This is a genomic window from Streptomyces sp. NPDC025618 (genome assembly GCF_055558795.1).
Genome location: NZ_JBVHLW010000030.1, coordinates 45,263 through 66,936, shown reverse-complemented (window position 1 = coordinate 66,936; position 21,674 = coordinate 45,263). Strand labels below are relative to the sequence as shown.

The 21,674-nt window shown below is 73.0% G+C and carries 21 protein-coding genes and 1 pseudogene; 19 read left to right on the top strand and 3 right to left on the bottom strand.

The window, feature by feature from the left end; genetic code table 11:
- Positions 1-127: 127 nt before the first annotated feature.
- Entirely contained in the window at positions 128-1,408 is a 1,281-nt protein-coding gene (locus ACZ4A5_RS23330) for an amino acid deaminase (protein WP_467587383.1), read from the bottom strand.
- A 162-nt stretch (positions 1,409-1,570) separates the two neighbouring features.
- On the opposite strand from ACZ4A5_RS23330, the gene ACZ4A5_RS23325 reads away from it, so the two are divergent.
- The 5 genes from ACZ4A5_RS23325 (at position 1,571) to ACZ4A5_RS23305 (ending at position 6,567) form a co-directional block, all read left to right on the top strand.
- The gene (locus ACZ4A5_RS23325; protein WP_467587380.1) at positions 1,571-2,647 is read left to right on the top strand and encodes a sugar kinase; all 1,077 of its coding nucleotides are present in this window, start codon (positions 1,571-1,573) and stop codon (positions 2,645-2,647) included.
- Positions 2,644-3,420 carry an IclR family transcriptional regulator gene (locus ACZ4A5_RS23320; RefSeq protein ID WP_467587376.1) on the top strand — a complete coding sequence of 259 codons (777 nt, stop codon included), beginning with the start codon at positions 2,644-2,646 and terminating at the stop codon, positions 3,418-3,420. Before ACZ4A5_RS23325 ends, ACZ4A5_RS23320 begins: the two co-directional genes overlap by 4 nt.
- Positions 3,417-3,830: a RidA family protein gene (locus ACZ4A5_RS23315; protein ID WP_467587373.1), complete on the top strand. Its 414-nt coding sequence runs from the start codon at positions 3,417-3,419 to the stop codon at positions 3,828-3,830. Before ACZ4A5_RS23320 ends, ACZ4A5_RS23315 begins: the two co-directional genes overlap by 4 nt.
- Positions 3,831-4,154: 324 nt before the next feature.
- Positions 4,155-5,549, top strand: coding sequence for a GntP family permease (locus ACZ4A5_RS23310; RefSeq protein ID WP_467587370.1), 1,395 nt, complete (start codon positions 4,155-4,157; stop codon positions 5,547-5,549).
- A 151-nt stretch (positions 5,550-5,700) separates the two neighbouring features.
- Positions 5,701-6,567, top strand: coding sequence for a trypsin-like serine peptidase (locus ACZ4A5_RS23305; protein ID WP_467587453.1), 867 nt, complete (start codon positions 5,701-5,703; stop codon positions 6,565-6,567).
- An 87-nt stretch (positions 6,568-6,654) separates the two neighbouring features.
- Here the strand turns inward: ACZ4A5_RS23305 and ACZ4A5_RS23300 are convergent, their stop codons facing one another.
- Positions 6,655-8,355, bottom strand: coding sequence for a chitinase (locus tag ACZ4A5_RS23300; protein ID WP_467587366.1), 1,701 nt, complete (start codon positions 8,353-8,355; stop codon positions 6,655-6,657).
- A 285-nt stretch (positions 8,356-8,640) separates the two neighbouring features.
- On the opposite strand from ACZ4A5_RS23300, the gene ACZ4A5_RS23295 reads away from it, so the two are divergent.
- The 12 genes and pseudogenes from ACZ4A5_RS23295 (at position 8,641) to ACZ4A5_RS23240 (ending at position 19,681) form a co-directional block, all read left to right on the top strand.
- Positions 8,641-9,525: a hypothetical protein gene (locus ACZ4A5_RS23295; protein WP_467587363.1), complete on the top strand. Its 885-nt coding sequence runs from the start codon at positions 8,641-8,643 to the stop codon at positions 9,523-9,525.
- Between the two features lie 74 nt (positions 9,526-9,599).
- Positions 9,600-10,322 carry a Flp pilus assembly protein CpaB gene (gene cpaB / locus ACZ4A5_RS23290; protein ID WP_467587361.1) on the top strand — a complete coding sequence of 241 codons (723 nt, stop codon included), beginning with the start codon at positions 9,600-9,602 and terminating at the stop codon, positions 10,320-10,322.
- A gap of 37 nt (positions 10,323-10,359) precedes the next feature.
- Positions 10,360-12,060: an AAA family ATPase gene (locus tag ACZ4A5_RS23285; protein WP_467587358.1), complete on the top strand. Its 1,701-nt coding sequence runs from the start codon at positions 10,360-10,362 to the stop codon at positions 12,058-12,060.
- Positions 12,057-12,542: pseudogene (locus tag ACZ4A5_RS23280) on the top strand (hypothetical protein); the annotation flags it as partial. The gene ACZ4A5_RS23285 and the pseudogene ACZ4A5_RS23280, both read left to right, overlap by 4 nt.
- A 299-nt stretch (positions 12,543-12,841) precedes the next feature.
- On the top strand, positions 12,842-14,185 hold the full coding sequence (locus ACZ4A5_RS23275) for a CpaF family protein (RefSeq protein ID WP_467587355.1): 1,344 nt from the start codon (positions 12,842-12,844) through the stop codon (positions 14,183-14,185).
- Positions 14,186-14,191: 6 nt separating this feature from the next.
- Complete coding sequence (locus ACZ4A5_RS23270) at positions 14,192-15,130, top strand: type II secretion system F family protein (protein ID WP_467587351.1); 939 nt, start codon at positions 14,192-14,194, stop codon at positions 15,128-15,130.
- Positions 15,131-15,133: 3 nt separating this feature from the next.
- Positions 15,134-16,027 carry a DUF5936 domain-containing protein gene (locus tag ACZ4A5_RS23265; protein ID WP_467587348.1) on the top strand — a complete coding sequence of 298 codons (894 nt, stop codon included), beginning with the start codon at positions 15,134-15,136 and terminating at the stop codon, positions 16,025-16,027.
- A gap of 205 nt (positions 16,028-16,232) precedes the next feature.
- Positions 16,233-16,457, top strand: coding sequence for a hypothetical protein (locus ACZ4A5_RS23260; RefSeq protein ID WP_467587466.1), 225 nt, complete (start codon positions 16,233-16,235; stop codon positions 16,455-16,457).
- Entirely contained in the window at positions 16,454-17,071 is a 618-nt protein-coding gene (locus ACZ4A5_RS23255) for a pilus assembly protein TadG-related protein (RefSeq protein ID WP_467587450.1), read from the top strand. The genes ACZ4A5_RS23260 and ACZ4A5_RS23255 overlap by 4 nt, the downstream gene beginning before the upstream one ends.
- 57 nt (positions 17,072-17,128) lie before the next feature.
- Complete coding sequence (locus ACZ4A5_RS23250) at positions 17,129-17,707, top strand: hypothetical protein (RefSeq protein ID WP_467587345.1); 579 nt, start codon at positions 17,129-17,131, stop codon at positions 17,705-17,707.
- Between the two features lie 5 nt (positions 17,708-17,712).
- Entirely contained in the window at positions 17,713-18,345 is a 633-nt protein-coding gene (locus tag ACZ4A5_RS23245) for an OmpA family protein (protein WP_467587340.1), read from the top strand.
- Between the two features lie 82 nt (positions 18,346-18,427).
- Positions 18,428-19,681, top strand: coding sequence for a hypothetical protein (locus ACZ4A5_RS23240; RefSeq protein ID WP_467587337.1), 1,254 nt, complete (start codon positions 18,428-18,430; stop codon positions 19,679-19,681).
- Between the two features lie 27 nt (positions 19,682-19,708).
- On the opposite strand, the gene ACZ4A5_RS23235 is transcribed toward ACZ4A5_RS23240, so the two are convergent.
- Positions 19,709-20,113 (bottom strand): DUF192 domain-containing protein, encoded by a 405-nt coding sequence (locus tag ACZ4A5_RS23235; protein WP_467587447.1) that lies wholly within the window; start codon positions 20,111-20,113, stop codon positions 19,709-19,711.
- Between the two features lie 143 nt (positions 20,114-20,256).
- Here ACZ4A5_RS23235 and ACZ4A5_RS23230 point away from each other — a divergent pair, with 143 nt between their 5' ends.
- Together ACZ4A5_RS23230 and ACZ4A5_RS23225 are read left to right on the top strand one after the other, a co-directional pair.
- Positions 20,257-20,982 carry a prepilin peptidase gene (locus tag ACZ4A5_RS23230; protein WP_467587332.1) on the top strand — a complete coding sequence of 242 codons (726 nt, stop codon included), beginning with the start codon at positions 20,257-20,259 and terminating at the stop codon, positions 20,980-20,982.
- 76 nt (positions 20,983-21,058) lie between these two features.
- The gene (locus tag ACZ4A5_RS23225) at positions 21,059-21,640 is read left to right on the top strand and encodes a TetR/AcrR family transcriptional regulator (protein ID WP_467587328.1); all 582 of its coding nucleotides are present in this window, start codon (positions 21,059-21,061) and stop codon (positions 21,638-21,640) included.
- Positions 21,641-21,674: the final 34 nt, after the last annotated feature.

Genomic DNA, 21,674 nt, shown 5'->3' with positions numbered 1-21,674 from the left:
CTTCTCCCCCCCCCCCCCCCCCCTCTCCCCCTCCCCCCCCCACCCCCCCTCCCCCCCCCCCCCCCCCCCCCTCCCCCCCTCCCCCCCCACGGCCGCAGGCCGCTCCCGCCGCAGGCGCCCGCCGCGCTCAGAAGAACGTCCGGACGTACCCCGTAACCACCCCCGACTCCGCCGCCAACGGAATGAGCTGCCACCTGTCGAAGACCGTGCACGGATGCGAAAGCCCCAGCCCCACCCAGTCACCGACCTCAAGCTCGGAATCCTCCGCCAGAGAGACGAACGCGTGCTGATCCGCGAGCCCCACCACGCTCATCCCCGTCGCGGGACGCAGAGAGCCGTCACGGGCCGAGCGGACGACCTGAGGTTCGGGGAGGTCCAGGTCGTACGACGCGTCCCGCTTGCCCGCGTTGAGGTAGGCGCGGCCCGGTTCGGGGCGGGAGACGACCTGGGCCCAGAGGCGGAAGGCGGGCCGCAGGGCGCCCTCCTCGGGGTGGCGGTTGAACGGTGTCTTACGGCGGTACGAGCCGTCGTCGTGCGTCACGTACGCACCGGAGCGCAGCAGCTTCAACACCGGTGCGGACAGCGCAGGGAGCTCGCCGAAGACCTCGGCCACGGCGTCGAACCACGCGCTGCCGCCCGCGCTGACGACGATCTCCTCCACGCCCGCGAAGCGGCCCGCCTTGTCGAACTCCACCGCCAGCGCGGTCATCCGCCGCAGCCAGGCGCGCACGAGGTCGCCGTCGGCGTTCGGGATCTCGGCCTCGTACCCCGCGACGCCCACCAGGCGCAGCGTGTCCGTGGCGGTCACGGCGTCGGCGACGGCCCTGCCGTCGGCGTCGGTGCGGATGCCCGTACGGCCGCCCTCGGCGCCCAGTTCGACGACGACGTCCAGGGGGCGGGTCGCGCCGGCCGCGCGCAGGGCGGTGTCCATCAGCTCGACGCCGCGTACGGAGTCGACGTACGTGATCAGACGGAAGTCCGGGTCGGCGGCGAGCTCGGCCGCCAGCCAGCGCAGGGCGGCCGCGTCCACGACCTCGTTGGCGAGGAAGACGCGCTGGATACCGAAGGCGCGGTACACGCGGACCTGGGTGGGCACGGCGGCCGTGATGCCCCAGGCGCCGTGCTCCAGCTGGCGCTTCAGCAGCTCCGGGGCGAGGGAGGTCTTGCCGTGGGGCGCGAAGGCGAGGCCGTGCTCGGCGGACCAGCGCTCCATGAGCGCGAGGTTGTGGTCGAGCGCCTCGGCGGAGAGGGCGAGCACGGGCGTGGTGAAGCCACCGGTGAACAGCGAACGGCGCTCCGCCGCCAGCTCGCCGACCGTCAGGCCCTCGGCGTCCGGGGGCAGGCCCTTGAAGCGGTGGTCGACGCGCTCCTCGGCGAGGCGGGCGAGGGCGTCTCCGGCGGCGGCCATGGAGCCTCCAGGGTGTGATGACGGCGTTGCGGTATGTGCAACTTCCATTGCGTATAACGCTTGCCGCTGTCTAACATCCCGGCAAGCGCCGGGTCAACGGTTCGCCGGGCTCGCGAGGGGACCGTGACACAGCGCGCACACAGCGCGGAACGAGGGGGGATCATGGCTGCCGACCTTGGGGATCCGGACGTGGTCTGCCTCGGTGAGTCCATGGTCACCTTCCGCCCCACCCGGCCCGGCCGCCTCGCCGACGTACCCGCCTTCGAACGCGGCATAGGCGGCGCCGAATCGAACGTCGCCTGCGTCCTGGCCGCCGCCGGGCACCGCGCGCGGTGGGTCGGCCGGGTCGGCGCGGACGGCTTCGGCGACCACGTGGTGGAGGCGATCGCCGCGTACGGCGTCGACGTCACCCGCGTGCGGCGCGATCCCCGGCGGCCGACCGGCGTCTACTTCCGCACGGCGGGCGAGCGCGCGGTGGACGGCCTGCCCGGGGCGGACGCGTCCGAAGTGGTCTACTACCGCGCCGGATCCGCCGCTTCGGCGATGTCCCCGGCAACCGTCCCGGCCGCCGACGTGTGCTCCGGGCGGATCCTTCATCTGTCCGGCATCACGGCCGCGCTGTCCGCCGACTGCCTCGCCCTCATGCGCGAGCTCACCGAGCGCCGGGACGGCCGGCCGCTGGTGTCCTTCGACGTGAACTACCGGCCCGCGCTGTGGACATCACCGGCCGGTGACGTGCTCGCCGAGCTCGCCCGGGGCGCCGACATCGTCTTCGTCGGGGAGGACGAGGCCGAAGCGGTGTGGGGCGTCCGGGGCCCCGACGCGGTGCGCTCCTTCCTGCCGGAGCCGTCGGCTCTGGTGGTGAAGCGGGGAGCGGGCGCGGCGGTGGCGTACGCGGCCCTCTGTGACACCGGCGGCACGTCGTCCGGGCCCGCCGACCGCGTCGTCAGTGTGCCCGCCCTGCGCGTCGATGTCGTCGCGCCCGTCGGCGCCGGGGACGCCTTCGCGGCGGGCTTCCTCTCGGCGACGCTGCGCGGGCTGCCGCTGGAAGCACGCGTCCGGAACGGGCACCTGACGGCCGCCGCCGCGCTGACGGTGCCGGGCGATCTGGGCGTGCCGCCGGAGCGCGCGTACGCCGACCACCTCGTGGCGCTCGACGACGACGGATGGGGGAGACTGCGACTCGGCCCCGGCTGGACCGGCCGGAGCGTCAGCGTGGAAGAGGGCACCGCCGTATGAGCCAGACCGTCGACCGTGCCCTCACGATCCTGCCGCTGCTCGCCGAGGGGCCCGCCAATCTCGAACAGGTGGCGCGGCGGCTCGACGTCCACAAGTCGACCGCGCTGCGGCTGCTGCGCACGCTGCACGAGCACGGGTTCGTCTACCGCCAGCAGGACCAGCGGTACCGCCTCGGCGCCCGCCTCTTCGCCCTCGCCCAGCAGGCCGTGGAGAGCCTGGACGTACGCGAGATCGCCCACCCACACCTCGTAGCCCTCAACGAGCACTGCGGCCACACGGTGCACCTCGCCGTCCTGGAGGACAACGAGGTCCTCTACATCGACAAGGTCGAGAGCCGCTACCCCGTGCGGATGTACTCCCGCATCGGCAAGCCCGTCGCGATCACCGTCGCCGCCGTCGCCAAGCTGCTCCTCGCCGACCTGCCGGAACCGGAGCGCCGTGCCGTCGCCGAGCGGCTCGACTACCCCCCGTACACCGCACGTTCCACACCGAACGCCGCCGCCTTCCTCAAGGAGCTCGCGACCGTACGCGCCCAGGGGTGGGCCACCGACTTCGGCGGCCACGAGGAGTCCATCAACTGCGTCGGGGCGCCGGTCCGCGGCGTCGACGGGCGCGTGGTCGCCGCGTGCTCGGTCTCCGCGCCGAACGTCGTCGTCTCCGCCGACGAACTTCTCGACCTGCTCCCGCGGTTGCGCCGCACCGCCGACGCCATCAGCGCGGAGTTCTCCGGAAACACCACACCGCCCACCAACTCCCCCAAGGAGAAGGCATGACCGAGAAGCTCGAAAAAATAGCGATCACCCCGGCCGGGCACAGCGCGCCGCCCGCGAAGTTCTCGCACGGCGTGAAGAAGGGCAACATCCTCCAGGTCGCCGGCCAGGTCGGCTTCCTGCCCGCCGCGGAGGGCGAGGAGCCGGTGCCGGCGGGCCCGACGCTGCGGGACCAGACGCTCCAGACTCTCGCCAATGTGAAGGCGATCCTGGAGGCGGGCGGGGCGGCGTGGGAGGACGTCCTCATGCTTCGGGTGTACCTGACGGATCCGGGGCAGTTCGACGAGATGAACGCCATCTACAACGAGTACTTCGCCGATTTGAAGTCGGTGCCGTCCGCTCGTACGACGGTGTATGTGGGGCTGCCGGGTGATCTTCTGATCGAGATGGACGCGCTGGCGGTTCTGGGCTAGGGATTTTTTTCCCCAGCCCCGCCCCTTCCCGTAACTGGGGCGCGTGCCCCAGGCCCCCCGCAACACGGCTTCGCCGCGTTGTCCTCAAACGCCGGACGGGCTGGATGTGCTGGCTACGGTCCGCACATTCAGCCCGTTGGGGGCACCTCTGGGGGCACCCCCGGACGGAGTCTGGGGGAGGTAGCTGGGGGAGTTTGAGGACGCTCCCCCAGACTTCGTCCGGGGGGCCCAAGGGCGCTCTCCGCCGCAGGCGCAAGCGACCCGCCCCCCAACGGCCAGCCCCGCCGGCAGGCGACGCCGCGGCGAGCCCCACCAGGGAGCCCAATGCACAGCACGCCAGCCCTCCTCACCATAGCCACCCTCGGCATGGCCCTGCTCCTCCTCCTGATCATCAAGATCCGGCTCCAGCCCTTCGTCGCCCTCCTCACCGTCTCCCTCGCCGTCGGCCTCGCCTCAGGTCTCTCCGTCACCCAACTCCTCGGCACGGTGCAGAAGTCGGACACCGTCTCCGTCGTCGAGTCCGGCATGGGCGGCACGCTCGGGCATATCGCGATCATCATCGGTCTCGGCACGATGCTGGGGTCGATCCTGGAGGTGTCCGGCGGGGCGGAGGCGCTGAGTTCGCGGCTGCTGGGGCTGTTCGGCGAGCGGCGGGCGCCGCTCGCCATGGGGCTCACCGGGGTCGTCTTCGGCATTCCGGTCTTCTTCGACGTCGGCATCTTCGTGCTCGCGCCGATCGTGTACGCGGCGGCCAGGCGCAGCGGCCGGTCGATCCTGCTGTACGCGCTGCCGCTGCTGGCCGGGCTGTCGATGACGCACGCGTTCCTGCCGCCGCACCCGGGCCCCGTGGCCGCGGCCGGGCTGCTGCGGGCGGACCTCGGGTGGGTGATCCTCATGGGCGCCGCGGCGGGCCTCCCGGCGGTGCTGGCGGCGTGGGCGTACGCGGCGTGGATCGGTGAGCGCCTCTTCGTGCCCGTGCCCGAGGACATGGTGGAGGCGGCACGCGAGGCGAAGGCCGCCGTCGCCGGGGACGGCGCGCCGGACGCGGCGCCCGTGCCGCTGGGCACGCTGCTGGCGATCATCGGGACGCCGCTGGTGCTGATCCTCCTCGCCACGTTCTCCTCCGTGGCGTTCGGGCCGAGCACGGGCCGCTCGGTCGTGGAGTTCCTCGGGCACCCCTTCGTCGCCCTGACGATCGCGCTCTTCCTGGCGTACTACCTGCTGGGCATCCGGCGCGGCTGGTCGCGCCGGTCGCTGGAGAAGGTGTCGACGGCGTCGCTCAAGCCGGTGGGCAACATCCTGCTCGTCGTCGGCGCGGGCGGGGTGTTCGGTGCCGTGCTCAAGGCGAGCGGGGTGGCCAAGGCACTGGCGGACACCTTCGACAGCGCGGGCCTGCCCGTCATCGTGCTCGCCTGGCTGATCGCCGTCGTCCTGCGGGTCGCGCAGGGGTCGGCGACGGTCGCGATCGTCACCACGGCGGGCATCGTCGCGCCGCTGGTGTCGGAGGGGCATTACACGCAGCCGCACCTCGCGCTGGTGATCGTCGCGATCTCGGCGGGCTCGATCTTCGCCTCGCACGTCAACGACGGCGGCTTCTGGATGGTCGCGACGTACTTCGGCATCTCCGAGCGGGACACGCTCGCGTCCTGGACGGTGCTCGAATCGGTGCTGTCGGTCACGGGGTTCGGGGTGGCCTGCGTGCTGAGCGCCGTCGTCTGACCACTGCCGTACGTGCCGGGTTCCGGACAACTTCCCTTTCACTTGTGGCTGATTGATTGCGTCGGACCCCACCACCCCCAACAATGCACACGTCAAAACCAAGCACGTCGTCCCGGATGCCTCCAGAGAGGACCCACCCCCCATGACGCGCATCAGCAGACCCCTCGTCGGTGCCCTCGCGACCCTCCTGCTCACCGGGGCCACCGCCGTCGGCGCCGGTACGGCCTCCGCGGCCCCGCAGGCCCCCGCGGGCAAGGCCAAGGCCGTCGACTTCGCCGGCACGGTCGCCCTCAGCAACTGCTCCGGATCGCTGGTCAAGCTGCCCAACTCCGGTGACAACGACCCCGGTCTCGTCATGACCAACGGCCACTGTCTGGAGACCGGCATGCCGGGCCCCGGCGAGGTCATCACCGATCAGCCCTCGTCGCGTACGTTCACGCTGCTCAACTCCACGGCCGGCAGGGCCGGTACGCTGCGCGCCACCAAGGTCTCGTACTCCACGATGACCGACACGGACGTCACGCTCTACGAGCTCGACCAGACGTACGCGCAGATCAAGCAGCGCTACAGGATCGACGCCCTGAAGGTCTCCGGCGACCACCCCACCGCGGGCACGTCGATCAAGGTGGTCTCGGGCTACTGGAAGAAGATCTACTCCTGCAACGTCGACGGCTTCGTCTACCGTCTGCGTGAGGCCGACTGGACCTGGAAGGACTCCCTCCGCTACACGTCGACGTGCGACGTCATAGGCGGGACGTCCGGTTCGCCCGTCATCGACGCCAGCTCGGGCCAGGTCATCGCCATCAACAACACGGGCAACGAGAACGGCGAGCGGTGCACCGAGAACAACCCCTGCGAGGTCGACGAGAACGGCCAGGTGACCGTCCACCAGGGCACCAACTACGCCGAGGAGACGTACGGCATAGGCAAGTGCTTCGCCCCGGGCAACAAGCTGGACCTGTCCCTGCCGGGCTGTGACCTCCCCCGGACGGACGAGGGGCTGGCGCGGCACCGGTAGCCGTCGGCAGTCGGGAGCGGCCCCGGAGCGCGAACGCCGGACGGGCGGGAGGCCGCCCGTCCGGCGCCGGGAATCGCGCCCCGTCCGCTACGGCAGCGCGTGCACGTGCGGGCCCACGCCGCTGGACCAGGCGTCGCCCGCCGCCGCGTCCCAGTTCGTCGACCACGTCATCGCTCCGCGGATCCCCGGGTACGTCCGGGACGGCTTGAAGGAGCCGCAGTTCGTGCCGCTCGCCAGGCAGTCGAGGGCGTTGTCGACCACCGACGGTGCCACGTAGCCGCCGCCCGCCGCGCGGGGGGAGGCGGGCAGGCCGAGGCCCACCTGGGCGGGGTCGAGGCCGCCCTCCAGCTGGACGCAGGCGAGGGCGGTGAGGAAGTCCACCGTGCCCTGGGAGTAGACCTTGCCGTCGCAGCCGTTCATGGAACCGCTGTTGTAGAACTGTGTGTTGACGACCGTCAGGATGTCCTTGATGTTCAGCGCGGTCCTGAAGTAGCCCGCGGACGGCGACTGCATGTCGATGGTCTGCGGGGCCATCGTGATGACGAGCTTGCTGCCCGCCTTCGCCGACAGGGCGCGCAGCGCCTGCGTCATGTAGGTGGGGTTCAGCCCGTTCTCCAGGTCGATGTCGACGCCGTTGAAGCCGTACTTCTGCATCAGGGCGTAGACGCTGTCGGCGAAGTTGGCCGCGGAGGCCGCGTCGTTGACGGAGACGCTGCCCTTCTCGCCGCCGATGGAGATGACGACGCTCTTGCCCGCCGCCTGCTTGGCGGCGATGTCGGCCTTGAACGCGGCCTCGGAGTAGTTCAGCGCCGGGTCGAGGGTGAAGCTCACCGCTCCGGGCGTGGCCGTCGCGTCGGCGAAGGCGACGGCGATGATGTCGTACTGGCTCTGGACGTCGCTGATCTTCTGGACCTTGGCGCCGTTGTCGAAGTTCTGCCAGTAGCCGGTCACCGCGTGCTTCGGCACGGACGGTCCGTCGCCGCCACCCGCGCCTGTCGTGACGGTGACGGCCGTCGATCTCGCGGACTCACCGGCGGCGTTCGTGGCCGACACCTCGAAGCGGTACGAGGTCGACGGCGCGAGCCCCGTCACGGTGGCGGAGGTGCCGCTGACGGACTGCGCCTTGGTGCCGTCCCGGTAGACGTTGTAACCGGTCGCGCCGGAGACGGGGTTCCAGGCGAGCGCCACCGACGAGGAGGACGCCGCCTTGGCCGTGAGTCCGCCGGGCGCGGCGGGCACGGGGTCACCGGGGTCGCCCGGGTCGCCGGGGCCGGTGAGGGTGACGTCGTCCGCGACGTACGCGGGCTGGCCGTACCAGCCGTGCGTGTAGACGGTGACGGACGTGGTGTTCGCGCCCGTGCTGAACGTCGTGCTCAGCTGCTGCCAGCCGCTCGCGGACGGCGTCCACGTGGAGACGTCCGTGGTTCCGGTGCCGCTCGCCCCGAGATAGGCGTACGACCCCTGCACCCACGCGCTCAGGGTGTACGAGGAGTTGGGCCGCACGCTGACGGTCTGCGCGCACTGGGCGTCGTCGGAGCCCGCCGGAGTGGCCTTCAGCGCGCTGGTGCCGCTGTGCGCGGGTGAGGCGACGGTGGTGCCGCTGTCGCTCGAACAGGTCCAGTTGGAGAGACCGGACTCGAATCCCGGGTTCTTGACGAGGTTCACGTCCGCGGCATGCGCGGGCGCACCGCCGAGCGCCGTCAGGCCGGCCGCCGCGAGGGCGGTCGCCAGCAGTGCGCCCAGGCGGCGTCTCGTTCCGGTGCGGGTGCTGCGTATCGGGTGTGCCACTGCGGCCTCCGGTGGGAAGGGAGTTGAGGGTGTGACGTCGGGGTGTGCGCCTGGGGGGTCGCCGCCGTCTGGCGTAAAGATGGTCTAGTCCAATGCGTCCGTCAATACATGCGTCACGGCTTTCCGCGCAGACCCCCAGGCCACCGCGTGGGCACCCCGGCCAAACCCCGAAGGGCGGTTCTCAGCCGCTCCATTCGTGGATAAAGTGCGGAGGCGCCAGCACAGGGCGGTATCGAACTGCGTCCGCCGCGGCCCCCCGCGGCCGGAGTGAACGGGGAAGCCGACGTGCCCATTGCGATAGCGGTCACCAGCCCCGACCTGGTGCTGCCGCCCGCCGACGGACAGACCCCCGACGCCGCCGTCTTCCAGCCGCCCGAGGCGCAGCCGCTCGACACCGCGGTCACCCAGACCGCGATCCTGCTCGACCAGTGCGGCTATGTGGTCGCCCTCTACCCGGACTCGCTGCCCGCCCCGTACGTCCGGCGCCTGCGCACCGTCCGGTCCGTCCTGGAGAGCGACAGGATCGCCCTGCTGCCCGTCGCCCTGCCGCCCCTGGCCGTCGCCGTGCTGGCCTGCCAGCTCCGCCAGCTGTCCGTCTCCGACCTCAGCCCCGGCGTGCTCGCCTGCGCGGCCCGGCTGCTCGCTCACTACGTCTACGCGGGCGCCCAGCTCGCCAGCGTCGCCCGGCTCGACCGGGTGGACGTCGGGCTCGGTGCCCACGTCGGGTCGTTACTCCCGGGCGCCCGGTTCGCGGCCCTCGTCAACCCGGTGCCCCGCCTGATGAGAACCGCCGGTGAAGAGGCGCCCGACGGCCCCGGCTTCGGCACCCGGCTCACCGTGGCCCGCGGCAGGGCCCTCAGGGGCGACGACTGGGTCGTGGAGACCCTCGCCCCCCACTGGCGCGTCCAGGGCGTCCAGGAGGCCGCCCTGCCCGCCGAATCGGCCCGCTGGTGGGGCACCCACCGGGCCGTCGAGTTCGCGGCCGCCATCCCCGACCCCTCGGTGCTCTACCAACTGGTGTCATCCGTACGGCGCGAGGAATGCCACTGGTGCGGACTCGAACTCATCGGGGACCGCTGCGCGTTCTGCGCCGGATCGCTGCCGCGCGCCGCCGGCGGGCAGGCGCTCGACCCGCCCGCCCGGCACCGCCTCGCGCCGGCCGGAGGCTGAGCCGGCATGCCGCCGCCCCCGCCCGCCCCCTCGCGTCACTGCCGGCCCCATCCCCGAACGAGGTCCGCCGCCCCATGAACTCACGCCAGCGCCGCGGGATCATCCTCCTGCTCCTGTCGGTCCTCTGCGCCCTCGGCGCGTTCGCCGGGGTCTTCTCGGTCATCCACGACGCGGAGTCGAAGACCGGCCCCGGGGCGACCGCCTACCGGCTGCGCGCCGACATCCCCGCCTATCAGCCGCTCGAAGAGGCCCGTGACCGCTTCGAGAAGATCTCGATGCCCAAGCGCTGGCTGCCCTCGACCGCCGTCACGGACCTCGGCCGGCTCACCGGCAAGATCGCCGTCACACCGCTGCGCAAGGGCTCCCTCCTCCAGGAGGACATGATGGCCGCCCGGCCCGAACTCAAGCCGGGCCAGCAGGAGATCGCCATCATGATCGACGCGGCGACCGGCGTCGCGGGGAAGATCAACGCCGGTTCGAAGGTCAACATCTTCGCCACCTTCGACGGCAAGGACCAGGGCACCAAGCCCGTCTCCAAGGTCATCGTGAGCGACGCGCAGGTCATCGCCGTCGGCAAGCTCAAGGCCCTCGACCGCGACAGCGGCTCCACCGGGGCCACCACCCGGCGCGCGGGCGAGGCCGTGCCGATCACCTTCGCCCTCGACACCAAGGACGCCCAGCGCGTGGCGTACGCGGAGTCGTTCGCCTCCCATGTGCGGCTCGCCCTGGTGGCCCCCGGCGACGACTCCGGGGTCAGCGGCGCGGACCGCACCTACACGCTCGACAGCGACAAGTGACGGCGATGGACAGCGGTCAGGAGAGGCAAGGGACACGGTGACGATCAGAATTCTCCCGGCCATCGGCGACCCGGACGCCGCCCGTGCCGTCGGCGGCCTCCTCGGCCAGCTCCCCGGCGTCGAACCCCTGCCGACCGCAGGGGACTCCACCCGGCTCCTCGACACGCTCGCCGTCCTTGGCGCCGCCTCGGTCGAGGCGCTCCCCGAGGTCGTCCTCGTGCACGAGCGCCTCGGGCCGTTACCCGCGCTCGAACTCATCCGAGAGGTGGCCCTGCGCTTCCCCGCCACCGGCGTCGTCCTGGTCACCGCCGCCCCCAGCCCCGCGCTCTACGCCGCCGCCATGGACTCCGGCGCCCGCGGCCTCGCGGCGCTGCCGCTCTCCTACGACGAACTGGGCGCCCGGGTACAGGCCGCCGCGCAATGGGCCGCGGGCGTCCGGCGCCACCTCGGCGGCGGTGACGGGGGGACGGCCGGCGCGGCGGGGCCGGGCGGCACGCTCCTCGCGGTCACCGGCGCCAAGGGCGGCGTCGGTACGACCGTCACCGCCGTGCAGCTCGCGCTCGCCGCCAGTGCCGCCGGGCGCAGCGTCGTCCTGGTCGACATGGACCTCCAGTCCGGCGACATCGCCTCCTATCTGGACGTGCAGTTCCGGCGGTCCATCGCCGATCTGGCAGGCATCAGCGACATCTCCCCGCGCGTCCTCCAGGACGCCGTCTTCCCGCACCCGGCCGGGCCCGGCCTGCTCCTCGCGCCCGCGGAGGGCGAGCGCGGCGAGGAGGTCGGCGACCTCGCGTCCCGGCAGATCGTGGGCGCCCTGCGCGGCCGCTACGAGCTCGTCGTCGTGGACTGCGGCACGCAGATCACCGCCGCCTGCGCGGCGGTTGTCGAGACCGCCGACGTGGCCCTGCTCGTCACCACCCCGGACGTGGTGTCCGTGCGGGCCGCCAAGCGCATGGTCCGGCTCTGGGAGCGGCTCCAGATCCGCAAGGCGTCCGAGACGGTCACCGTCGTCAACCGGCACACGCGCAGCGCGGAGATCCAGCCGTCCCTGGTCGAGAGGGCCACCGGCACCCGGACGGCCCGCACGACCGTCCCCGCGGGCTACAAGGAACTCCAGGCCGCCGTCGACTCCGGCCGCATGCAGGACCTCGACGCCCGGTCCGCCGTCCGGCAGGCCCTGTGGACCCTCGCCGCCGAACTCGGCGTCGCCGCCGGGCCGTCCGCCACCCAGCCCGGCAGACCGCGTGCCGCGGCGCACGCGGACCGCTCGCTCACCGGGGGGCTGCGGAGGCGGCGGGCGGCGATAGGGGCGGGCGGTTCTGGCGGCTCCGGGGGTACCGGCCCTGATCAGCTCGCGCCTGTGCCGACCAGTCGCTTCCGGCGGCGCGGCGGTGGTGACCGGGGGCAGGTGGCCGTGGAGTTCCTCGGCATCCTGCCGTTGATTCTGGTGATCCTGGCCGTGGTCTGGCAGTGCGTACTGATCGGCTACACGTACTCCCTCGCCGGGGACGCCGCCGACAAGGGCGCGCGGGCGGGTGCGGCGGGGGGCGACTGCGTGGCGGCGGCTTCCGCGGAGGTACCGGGCGCGTGGGGGAGTGACGGCGTGGGGTGCGGGGTGGAGGGCGGTGTCTACCGGGCGCGGGTTTCGCTGTCGGTGCCGGTGCTTTTTCCTGGGGCGGTGAGCTGGCCTTGGCGGGTGTCCGGGTCGGCGGGGGCGGCTTCTGAGGGGGAGGGGTGAGGGGGGTGCGGGTTGCCCTGGGGGCTCGCCGTCGCTGGGTGCGGGTTGCTCGCGCCTTGCGGTGGGGTGGCCTCAATCGCCGGCCGGGCTTGGGTGGTGGTGGGTGCGGGGGTGGGCGACATCAGGGCCGGCGGGGTGCGCCGTTCTCTCCTTTCAGCCCGGGTGCGTATTTCTTTTCAGCCCGTCCGGCGTTTGAGGACAACGCGGCGAAGCCGTGTTGCGGGGTCTGGGGCGGCAGCCCCAGTTCCGGGGCGCGCACCGTTGCGGGGGTCCGGGGGCTTGCCCCCAGTTTCGGGAAGGGGCGGGTAGGGGAAAAGCGCCGCAGGCCAACGGACCCGCAGCCAGGAGGCTGGGGCACGCGCCCCGGTGCGGGCACGGGCGGGGCCGGGGAAAAAGCCCGCCGCCGCGACCAAGGATCCGCCTCCATCGAGCTGCTCGGCTTCCTTCCCGTCCTGCTCCTGATCGGGCTCGCCGCCCTGCAACTGGGCCTCGCCGCCTTCGCCACCCAGCAAGCCGGAAGCGCCGCGAGAGCCACGGCCCGTACCGCCACCCAGGACGACCCCAGGACGACACCGGCGGACGCCGGACGGGCCGCGCTGAGCGGCTGGCTGCGGACCGACGGCGCGCCCGACGCGGCGCCCTGCGAGGGCGAGGGGGAGACCACCGCCACCGTGACCGTGCGGATCCCGGCCGTCCTGCCGCTGCTGGGCGACCGGTCCGTCACCCGCCGGGCCACCATGCGCTGCCCGGCAGGACCGCTGCCGCCACCGAGGAGCGCGCCATGAGCCTGCGGGCACGGATCGTCGCACCGGAAGCGCCCACGGACGGGCGGGAGTCGAGCCACCTCGTCCCCGTCTACCGTGCGAAGCTGCTGGAGGAGATCGACCTCGCCGAGATGTCCGCGCTCGCCGCCGCCGAGCGCCGCACCCGGCTGGAGCGGGTCCTCGGGCACATCCTCAGCCGGGAGGGGCCGGTCCTCTCCACCTCCGAGCGCGACCGGCTCATCCGCCGCGTCGTCGACGAGGCCCTGGGGCTGGGCGTCCTCGAACCGCTCCTGGAGGACCCCTCGATCACCGAGATCATGGTCAACGGCCCCGACCAGATCTTCGTGGAGCGCGCCGGCCGCGTGGAGCTCGTACCCGTACGGTTCGCGTCCAACGAGCAGCTGATGCAGACCATCGAACGCATCGTCTCCACGGTCAACCGGCGGGTGGACGAGTCGAATCCGATGGTCGACGCCCGGCTGCCCAGCGGTGAGCGCGTCAACGTCATCATCCCGCCGCTCGCGCTGAACGGCGCGACGCTGACCATCCGCCGCTTCCCCCGCGCGTACACCCTGCCGGAACTGATCGGCATGGGGACGCTCGACGAGCGGATGCTGATGCTGCTCTCCGCGCTCGTCCGGGCGAAGTTCAACGTCGTGGTCTCCGGCCCGACCGGCTCGGGCAAGACGACCCTGCTGAACGCCCTCTCCGGGCTCATCCCGGAGGGCGAGCGCATCATCACCGTCGAGGACGCCGCCGAGCTCCAGCTCCAGCAGGCCCACGTCATCCGGCTGGAGTCGCGTCCCCCCAACGTCGAGGGCCACGGCCGGATCACCATCCGCGACCTCGTCCGCAACTCCCTGCGGATGCGCCCGGACCGGATCATCGTCGGTGAGGTCCGCGGCGGCGAGACGCTCGACATGCTCCAGGCGATGTCGACCGGCCACGACGGCTCGCTCGCCACGGTGCACGCCAACAGCGCGGAGGACGCCCTGATGCGCCTGCAGACGCTGGCGTCGATGTCCGAGGTCAAGATCCCGTACGAGGCGCTGCGCGACCAGATCAACAGTGCCGTCGACTGCATCGTCCAGCTGACCCGGCACGCGGACGGCTCGCGGCGGGTCGTCGAGATCGCGCTGCTCGACTCGCACGGCCGGGAGGACTACCGCCTGGCCACCGTCTGCCGCTTCGATGCCCGGCCGATGGACTCCGACCGCATCGTGCGCGGGCGGTTCACGTGCTTCCCCGTCCCCGAACGCGTCGCCGAGCGGCTGCGGATGGCCGACGAGGCCGTACCGGCGGCGTTCGGGGTCGCCGCGTTCCCCACCGAGCTCACCGTCCGAGAAGCGAGGCAGAGGTAGCCGCAGATGAACGCACTTGTACTGCTGACCGCCGGCGCCACCCTGCTGTGCTGCGCGCTGGGCACGGCGGGCGTGCTGGTGTACGCGGCCGGGAAGGCGCAGCGGCGGTCGCTGGTGGCGCGGCTCTCCGATGCCCCGGCCCTGCCGCCCGCCGGGCGCGTGCGGCACTTCGGGGGGCTGGACCGGCGGCTGCGCGCCACGCGGGCGGGGCGCCGGCTGGAGCGGCGGCTCGCGTCGACGGGACTGGACGTCACACCGGGCGAGTTCACCGTCTGCGCGCTCGCCGCGGCGGCCGGACTGTGGCTCGTCGCGGCCGCCGCCCTCGCGCCCTTCTTCGGCCCGCCGGCCGCGCTGGCCGCCCTGTGGTCCGCGTCCGCCTTCCTGGGCCTGCAACGCCGCAAGCGCATCGAGCGGTTCATCAACCAGCTGCCCGAGCTGTCCCGCATCCTCGCCAACGCCACCCAGGCCGGACTGGCCCTCCGTACGGCCCTCGCCATGGCCGCCGACGAGATGGAGGCGCCGGCGGGCGAGGAGCTCGCCAAGGTGGCCGACAAGCTCGCGGTCGGGCACTCGGTCGACGACGCGCTCGGCGAGCTCGCCGAGCGGCTGCCCTCGCGTGAACTCGGTGTCCTGGTGACGACCTTGGTGCTTTCGAACAGAGCGGGTGGCACGGTCGTCAGTTCGCTGCGCAATCTCACCAGGACGCTGGAGGAGCGGAAGGAGACCCGCCGGGAGGTGCGCACCCAGCTGTCGCAGGTGACCGTCACCGCCTATGTCGTCCCCCTGATGGGCGTCGGCACGCTGCTGCTGATGGACCGCATCGCGCCCGGGTCGATCGAGCGCATGACCTCCACCTTCCTCGGCCAGGCCGCCGTGGTCGCCGCGTTGTGCCTCTACGCCCTGGGCATCGTGGCGATCCGCCGCCTTTCCAGGATCGAGGTCTGAGGGGTGGGCGCGGGCCTTGTGCTGGGGCTGCTGGCCGCGCTGTCCGTCGCGGGCGCCTGCGCGGGCGTCGCGCTCTACCGCAGCGAGGTCAAGCTGCCGACGGACCTGACCGTGGCCCTGGAGGTCGGCTCCACCCGGACCACGGCCGTGGGTTCGGCCCTCGACCGGCTCGGCATGCGGTACGCGCCGCTCGTGCTGCGGATGATGGGCGAGCGGCGGGTGGCGAAGGTGCGCACCCGGATCGACCGCGCGGGGAACCCCGGCGGCCTGACCGTCGACCGCTATGCCGCGCGCCGCGCCGTCTACGGCTTCCTCGGCTTCGGCGGCGCCCTCGTGATGCTCCTCGCCGGACGGATGATTGTCGCCCTGCTGCTGATCGCCTTCGGCCTCTTCTGGATCGAGGTCGGCATCTGGGCCGCCGTACGCGAACGCAAGGACGCCATCGACCGCACGCTGCCGGACTTCCTGGACGTCCTCGCGGTGGTCGTGAGCGCCGGCCTGAGCTTCCGGCAGGCACTCGACCGGGTGGCGGAGAAGTACGAGGGCCCGTGGGCCGACGAACTCCGCATCACCCTGCGCCAGCTGGACATGGGCGTCAGCAGGCGGCACGCGTTCGACGAACTGCGCGTCCGCAACGACTCGGAACAGGTCGCCCGGTTCGTCACGGCCTTGCAGCAGGGCGAGGAGCTCGGCGCGCCCATCGTCGACACACTGATCGCCATCGCCGACGACATGCGCCGCACGGACGCCCAGCGGGCCCGCCGCCGCGCGGCCCGCGCGGTGCCGAAGGCCACGGTCGTGATCACCACCTGCATGGTGCCGGGCACGATGATCCTGATGGTGGCGGGATTCTTCCTCGGGTCGGGCACGGACTTCGGTTCGATCACGGGGCGTTGAGCCCGGGTGGGGGTGGGATGCGTGGGTTCTGTGAGGCGCGTCTGTTCAGTGGTGTCCCAACTTCCGTCCAGGGGAAGGGAATGGTGCCGGACGCACTGTTCCGTAAGTGCCGTTCCGGCGTACTTTTCATGTGGCGTGAGCGACACCACGCACCACACCCGAATTCCGTACCGCACGGGGGTTGCCGTCGATGGAGGGGAACAGCATGGAGACGTCGCGCGAGCACGACCCGGGAAACGTCCGGAGCCCGGGGAGAGACCCCGGGGAGAGCCGCCGTTCCCTCCGGAGCGACCGCGGGCAGACCGCGATCGAGTACCTGGGCATCATCGCCGTGGTCGTGGCGATCGTCCTGGTGCTGACCCGCACGGACTTCGGCAGCGCGATCGCCAGCGCCATCTCCGACAAGATCTCCCAGGTCACGGGCGGCTGACGCGCCCCGCCGCCGTCCGCGCGCGCGGCGACGCGGGACAGGCGTTCCCGCTCTACGTCACGGCGGTCGCCGCACTGCTCTTCCTCGCGCTGGCGTTCTTCGCCGTGGGACAGGCGGGAGCGAACAAGAACGGCGCTCAGACGGCCGCGGACGCCGCCGCCCTGGCGGCGGCCCAGAGTTACCGCGATCAGCTGCGTACGGGGCTGCTGGCGGCCCTGGGGGCCGGTGGCGGCTGGGCGGACTGGCTGGACGGACGCCAGGGCGACGTGGCCGCCGCCTGCGGCGAGGCCGACGCGTACGCCCGGAGCAACGGCGCCGAGGTCGTGGGCGGGTGCGGCACGTCCGCCCCGGGGACGCTCCCCGCCGCCTTCACCGTCACCGTCCGCTCCTCGGCGGCCGTCGGCCGCTCGGTCGTCCCCGGCACCGAGGACGTCCACGCGACGGCCACGGCGCGCGCCGTGGTGGAACCGCGCTGCGCGGGGCTGTCCCCGGAGGCGCGGAAGCCACCCGTCGACATCGTGTGCGACGGGCGGGTGGTGCCGATCGACCCCAAGCGCCCCGACGACCTCGCGAGAGCGGTCGGAGCGCTGTTCGCCGTACGCCTCGCCGACTGAAGCGGCCCGCCGCGCGGTTGCCCTTCCGCCGGTGACTCCTCGAAAGGACGCGCCCTCATGAGCACGCGGCACATCACGAAGACCCGTAGACGCGCGGCAGCGGCGGCGGTCGTGGCCCTCCTGGCCCTCGCCGTGTCCGGCTGCGGCGGGGACAGCGGCGGGAAGGACACGGACGCCGCCCCGGACAGGAAGTCGGCCGGCCCTCCGGGGAGCGCGAAGAACGCTCCCGCGGGCCGGCCGGGCGAGGTCATAGGCGAGATGAAGGGCCCTGACGGTGTCGTCATCGCCGTCAATTCCGCGGTACGGGACAGCGGCGGCTTCGTCACGGTGAGCGGCACGCTGACGAACGGCGGCAGCAAACCGTTCAACGCCATCCACTGGCTCTCCCAGGAGACGGACATGAAGTCCCGCTCCTCCATCTCCGGCGCCTCGCTGGTCGACGGGGCGAGCAAGAAGCGCTATCTGGTGCTGCGGGACACGGACGGTGAGTGTCTGTGCAGCACGGGCCTGACCAACATCAAGCCCCAGGAGAGCCGGCCCGTCTTCGCGCAGTTCCCCGCGCCGCCGGAGAACGTCACGGACGTCGACTTCCAGGTGCCGACCATGCCGTCCGTCCGCGTGCGGATCTCGGAGTGAGCCGGATGACCCGGACCGCGTACGTTCCCCGGATCGGCCGCGGGGCGGCCGTCGCCGTGGCCCTGTCCACCGCGCTGCTGGTCACCACCCCGGCCGCCCCGCCCGCCCGCGCGCAGAGCGGGCCCGGCGGCAAGGCCGACACCGCGCCGCCCGTGAAGATCGACGGTTCGGCCCACGGACTGCGGATGCGGCCGGGCGCGAAGCTCGCGCCCGGCCGGGTGCTGGACATCAAGTCCGTCGTCGAGACGGACGACGGGGGTGAGCGGCGCGAGGACACCAACGTCGACGTCACCTTCGCCCTCCAGGCGGAAGTGCTCTTCGACAAGGACAGCGCGACGCTCGGCGCGGAGGCGGGCAAGCGGATCCGGGCGATCGCGGACGAGGTCAGGAAGCGGCACGCGACCACGCTCCGCGTCTTCGGCTTCACGGACAACCTCGGTTCCGCCGAGCACGGCGTGGAGCTGTCGAAACAGCGGGCCAACGCGGTGCAGCGGCAACTGGCCCTGGACATCGGTTCGTCGGGCATCGCGTACCAGATACGGGGGTACGGCGAGGACTACCCCATCGCGGACAACTCCTCGGAGGACGGCCGCCGTCGCAACCGCCGGGTGGAGATCAGCTTCCCCACGCGTGGCTGAGGGCCCGACGAAGCCTCGCGCCCCCGTCCGCCAGGCGGCAGGATGAGGCCCCGGAAGCCGGGACGCGCCAGGGAGGCGGAAGATGCGCCGGGGGAAAGCGAGAGGCGGACTCGCCGGGGCGGCGGCCCTGGGCATGCTGATCGCGGCGGCCGCGCAGGGGGCCGCCGCGGCGGACGGGGCCGCACCCGTCGCCGCGTACAGGATGGCCCCGGACGCGCAGCAGTTGACCGGCTCCGAGAACACCGCCGACGCCCCCCTGCTGAAGCCCGGCGCGCACACCTACAAGGACAGCGTCGCCCCCGGGCAGCGGAAGTACTACGCGGTGCGGCTGGACGCCCGCTCCAGTGCGTACGTCTCGGCCGTGGCCGCGCCCGCCCCCGGCAGCTCGATGGGGGCCCGGGACGGGATCTCGGTGTCCCTGGAGGCGCAGGACGGCACGCAGTGCGGCGTGGGCCGCCACCGCACGTTCCTCTCGGCCGGTGGCGCCTATCCGGTCGCCGACTACGCGGAGCGGGTGACCGCCACGGGCGGTGCCTGCAAGGCCGCGGGGACCTACCGCTTCATCCTGGAGCGCGGCGACGCGGCGGGCGGGGACACGGCCGCCGTGCCGGTCGAGCTGAAATACGTGAGCACGCCCGCGGATCCGGCGTCCACGGGCGGCCCCGGCGGGGACCGGACGGCACGGACCGCGCCCGCACCGGGCGGCGGGGGAGTGGGCGCCCAGGGCGGCGGCGTCCGTGGCGGATCGGGCTTCAACGACGCCGCGGAGATCCGCCCCGGCATCTGGACGGACGAACTCCGGCCCGGCGAGACCCACTTCTACCGCGTCCCGGTCGGAGCCGGTCAGCAGCTCGCGGCGAACGCGAGGTTCGGGGCCGACCGCGACGCCGGGAGCGCGCCGTACGTGATCGCCGGGATGCGGATGGGGCTGAGCAACGAGGCCCGCGGTTACGTCATGAACAGGACCGGTGGCTATCAGGGCAGACCCGCGGACCTCTCGCTGACCACGCCCGCCGCCGCGGCCGGCGACGGCGCGGGCGGGGACGCCGCCCGGGGCATGCGCCTCCCGGGCTGGTACTACCTCCAGGTGAGCCTCAACCCCAAGGTGGGCCAGGGGAAGCCGAGCCGGGTGCCCGTCACGCTCACGGTGGACGTCGGCAAGGCGCGCGAGGACGCGCGGGCGCCCGGCGGGAGCATGCGCCCGGCCGGCGCGGTCACCGGGCGGCACCGCGACCGGCGGCTGCGCGCCGTCGGGTACGCGGGCGTCACCACCGGGTCGCTGCTGCTGCTCGGGCTCGGCGGCTGGACGCTGGCGGCCCGGCGCGGCAAGGAGTGAGCCCGGGGCGGGCAGCGAGGAGTGAGGTCAGGGGCGGATCTCGACGCGTACGCCGGGCCGCAGGCCCCACAGCCGCATGGCCCCCGCCGCCGCCTCCAGCACATGGCGCGAGCGGACGCGCGGCGCCCCGAGGCGCCAGGGGCGCATGGTGCGTACGGCCAGGACGGTCAAGTGCCGGTCCAGATAGGCCACGTCGATGGGGAAGCGCATCCGGAAGGTGTGCACCGAGGACGCCGGGGTGAGGAGCAGCGCGCCCTCGATGCCGTCGCGGCCGAGGAGGCCGCGGGTGCGGGCGCGGTAGGAAGCGGCGACCTCCAGCGGGACCACGAGCCCGCTGCCGTGTTCCGCGTCGGGCCCGGCGCTCCCGGGCGGGACGTACAGACTCGCGGTGCCGTCGCGCCGGCGAAACGTGCGGTCGCGCAGAGGGGGCATGCCGCCGCGTGGAGAAGGCGTGCCGTCGTGCCGACGAGGCATGAGAGGTCCCTTCGGCCGTGGCCCGTGGGGTGGGTGATGCTCTGGAGGCACTTTATCCACAGGCCCCGACGGGCATCGCCGCTTCTGCGTAACCTCGGTTCATGGCCGCGCTGTTGATCGTTCTCGCCGCCCTGTACGGGGCCGTGGCCGGGGTGTCGCTGCCCCGGGCGCACTACCGCCTGAGTGTGGAGCCGGAGCGGGCGTGGCGGTCGGCGGGTCCGTGCGGGCACGCGCTCGCGGGCTGGCTGGGGCGTGGCCGCTGCGGGGAGTGCGGCGAGCGGTACGCACCGGGCGCGCTGTGGTGGGCCGGGGTGACCGGCGCGGTGTGCGCGGCGCTCGCCGCCGTCGTGGGGGCGCGGCCCGAGCTCGCGGTGTGGCTGCTGGCGGCGCCGGTGGCGGTGCTGCTGGCGGGGGTCGACCGGTCGGTGCGGCGGCTGCCGGACGTGCTGACGCTGCCGCTGGCGGTGGGCGTGGCGCTGCTGCTGGGCCTCGCGGCCCTGATACCGGGGGCGGCGGGGTCCTGGCCGGGGGCGCTGCTGGGCGGAGTCGTGCTGGGCGGCTGCTATCTCGCGCTCTTCCTGATCCACCCGAGCGGCATGGGGTTCGGCGATGTCAAGCTGGCGCTCGGCCTGGGGTGCGCCCTGGGGTGGTACGGCTGGCAGGTCCTCTTCCTGGGCGCCTTCGCGGGGCTCCTGCTGGGCTCGCTCCACGGCACTGCGCTGCTCCTGACCCGCAGGGCCACCCGCGGCACGGCCCTGGCGCTCGGCCCCTTCATGCTCGCGGGCGCGTGGCTGGGCCTCCTGCTGGGAGGCGCCACGGGGACGTGAACAGGGGAGCCGCCCATGGAGCGTGAGGGTCACGGGCTATTGGACCGCGTGATCCAAAACGGGTACGGTTCGACGCATGGCCCGGCCGAGGATGTTCGATGAGGAGCGGGCGGTCGACGCCGCGTTGCGGGCGTTCTGGACCGCCGGATACGAAGCGACCTCCACCCAGGACCTGTGCGATGCCACGGGGCTGGGCAGGAGCAGCATCTACAACACCTTCAAGAGCAAGCACGACCTCTTCCGCCGGGCCCTGCTGCGCTATATGGACGCCAGGACGGAGTTCCAACAGACCCTGTTCGACGGCGATCTGCCGGTGCGGGAGAAGTTCCGCGCGATGCTGGAGAGCGTCGTCGAGGAGGAGTGCGGATCGTCCGGCGGCCCTCGCGGCTGTCTCGTCGTCAACACCGCCGTCGAGCTCGCCGGCCGCGATGCCGATGTGGCGCGCGATCTGGAGCGCGACTACCGCAAGCGGCTGGAGCTCCTGACCGCCGCCATCGCCGAGGGGCAGCGCGCCGGTGACATCGACGCGGCCAAGGACGCCCGCGCCCTCGCGCACTTCGTGATCGCCGCCATCGGCGGCATGCGCGTCTCCGCCCGCGCGGGGGCCGGCCGCACGGCGCTGGAGGGCATCGCCCGCGCCACGCTCGACGCGATCTGACGCCCTTCGCGCCCCTGTTCACCCCACATTGTCC

Coding starts and splice junctions, on each gene's coding strand:
- ACZ4A5_RS23260 (WP_467587466.1), top strand. CDS start 16,233: ATGGAGACGTCGCGCGAGCACGACCCGGGAAACGTCCGGAGCCCGGGG.
- ACZ4A5_RS23315 (WP_467587373.1), top strand. CDS start 3,417: ATGACCGAGAAGCTCGAAAAAATAGCGATCACCCCGGCCGGGCACAGC.
- ACZ4A5_RS23230 (WP_467587332.1), top strand. CDS start 20,257: ATGGCCGCGCTGTTGATCGTTCTCGCCGCCCTGTACGGGGCCGTGGCC.
- ACZ4A5_RS23320 (WP_467587376.1), top strand. CDS start 2,644: ATGAGCCAGACCGTCGACCGTGCCCTCACGATCCTGCCGCTGCTCGCC.
- ACZ4A5_RS23330 (WP_467587383.1), bottom strand. CDS start 1,408: ATGGCCGCCGCCGGAGACGCCCTCGCCCGCCTCGCCGAGGAGCGCGTC.
- ACZ4A5_RS23235 (WP_467587447.1), bottom strand. CDS start 20,113: ATGCCCCCTCTGCGCGACCGCACGTTTCGCCGGCGCGACGGCACCGCG.
- ACZ4A5_RS23275 (WP_467587355.1), top strand. CDS start 12,842: ATGAGCCTGCGGGCACGGATCGTCGCACCGGAAGCGCCCACGGACGGG.
- ACZ4A5_RS23325 (WP_467587380.1), top strand. CDS start 1,571: ATGGCTGCCGACCTTGGGGATCCGGACGTGGTCTGCCTCGGTGAGTCC.
- ACZ4A5_RS23225 (WP_467587328.1), top strand. CDS start 21,059: ATGGCCCGGCCGAGGATGTTCGATGAGGAGCGGGCGGTCGACGCCGCG.
- ACZ4A5_RS23310 (WP_467587370.1), top strand. CDS start 4,155: ATGCACAGCACGCCAGCCCTCCTCACCATAGCCACCCTCGGCATGGCC.
- cpaB (WP_467587361.1), top strand. CDS start 9,600: ATGAACTCACGCCAGCGCCGCGGGATCATCCTCCTGCTCCTGTCGGTC.
- ACZ4A5_RS23240 (WP_467587337.1), top strand. CDS start 18,428: ATGCGCCGGGGGAAAGCGAGAGGCGGACTCGCCGGGGCGGCGGCCCTG.
- ACZ4A5_RS23245 (WP_467587340.1), top strand. CDS start 17,713: ATGACCCGGACCGCGTACGTTCCCCGGATCGGCCGCGGGGCGGCCGTC.
- ACZ4A5_RS23250 (WP_467587345.1), top strand. CDS start 17,129: ATGAGCACGCGGCACATCACGAAGACCCGTAGACGCGCGGCAGCGGCG.
- ACZ4A5_RS23270 (WP_467587351.1), top strand. CDS start 14,192: ATGAACGCACTTGTACTGCTGACCGCCGGCGCCACCCTGCTGTGCTGC.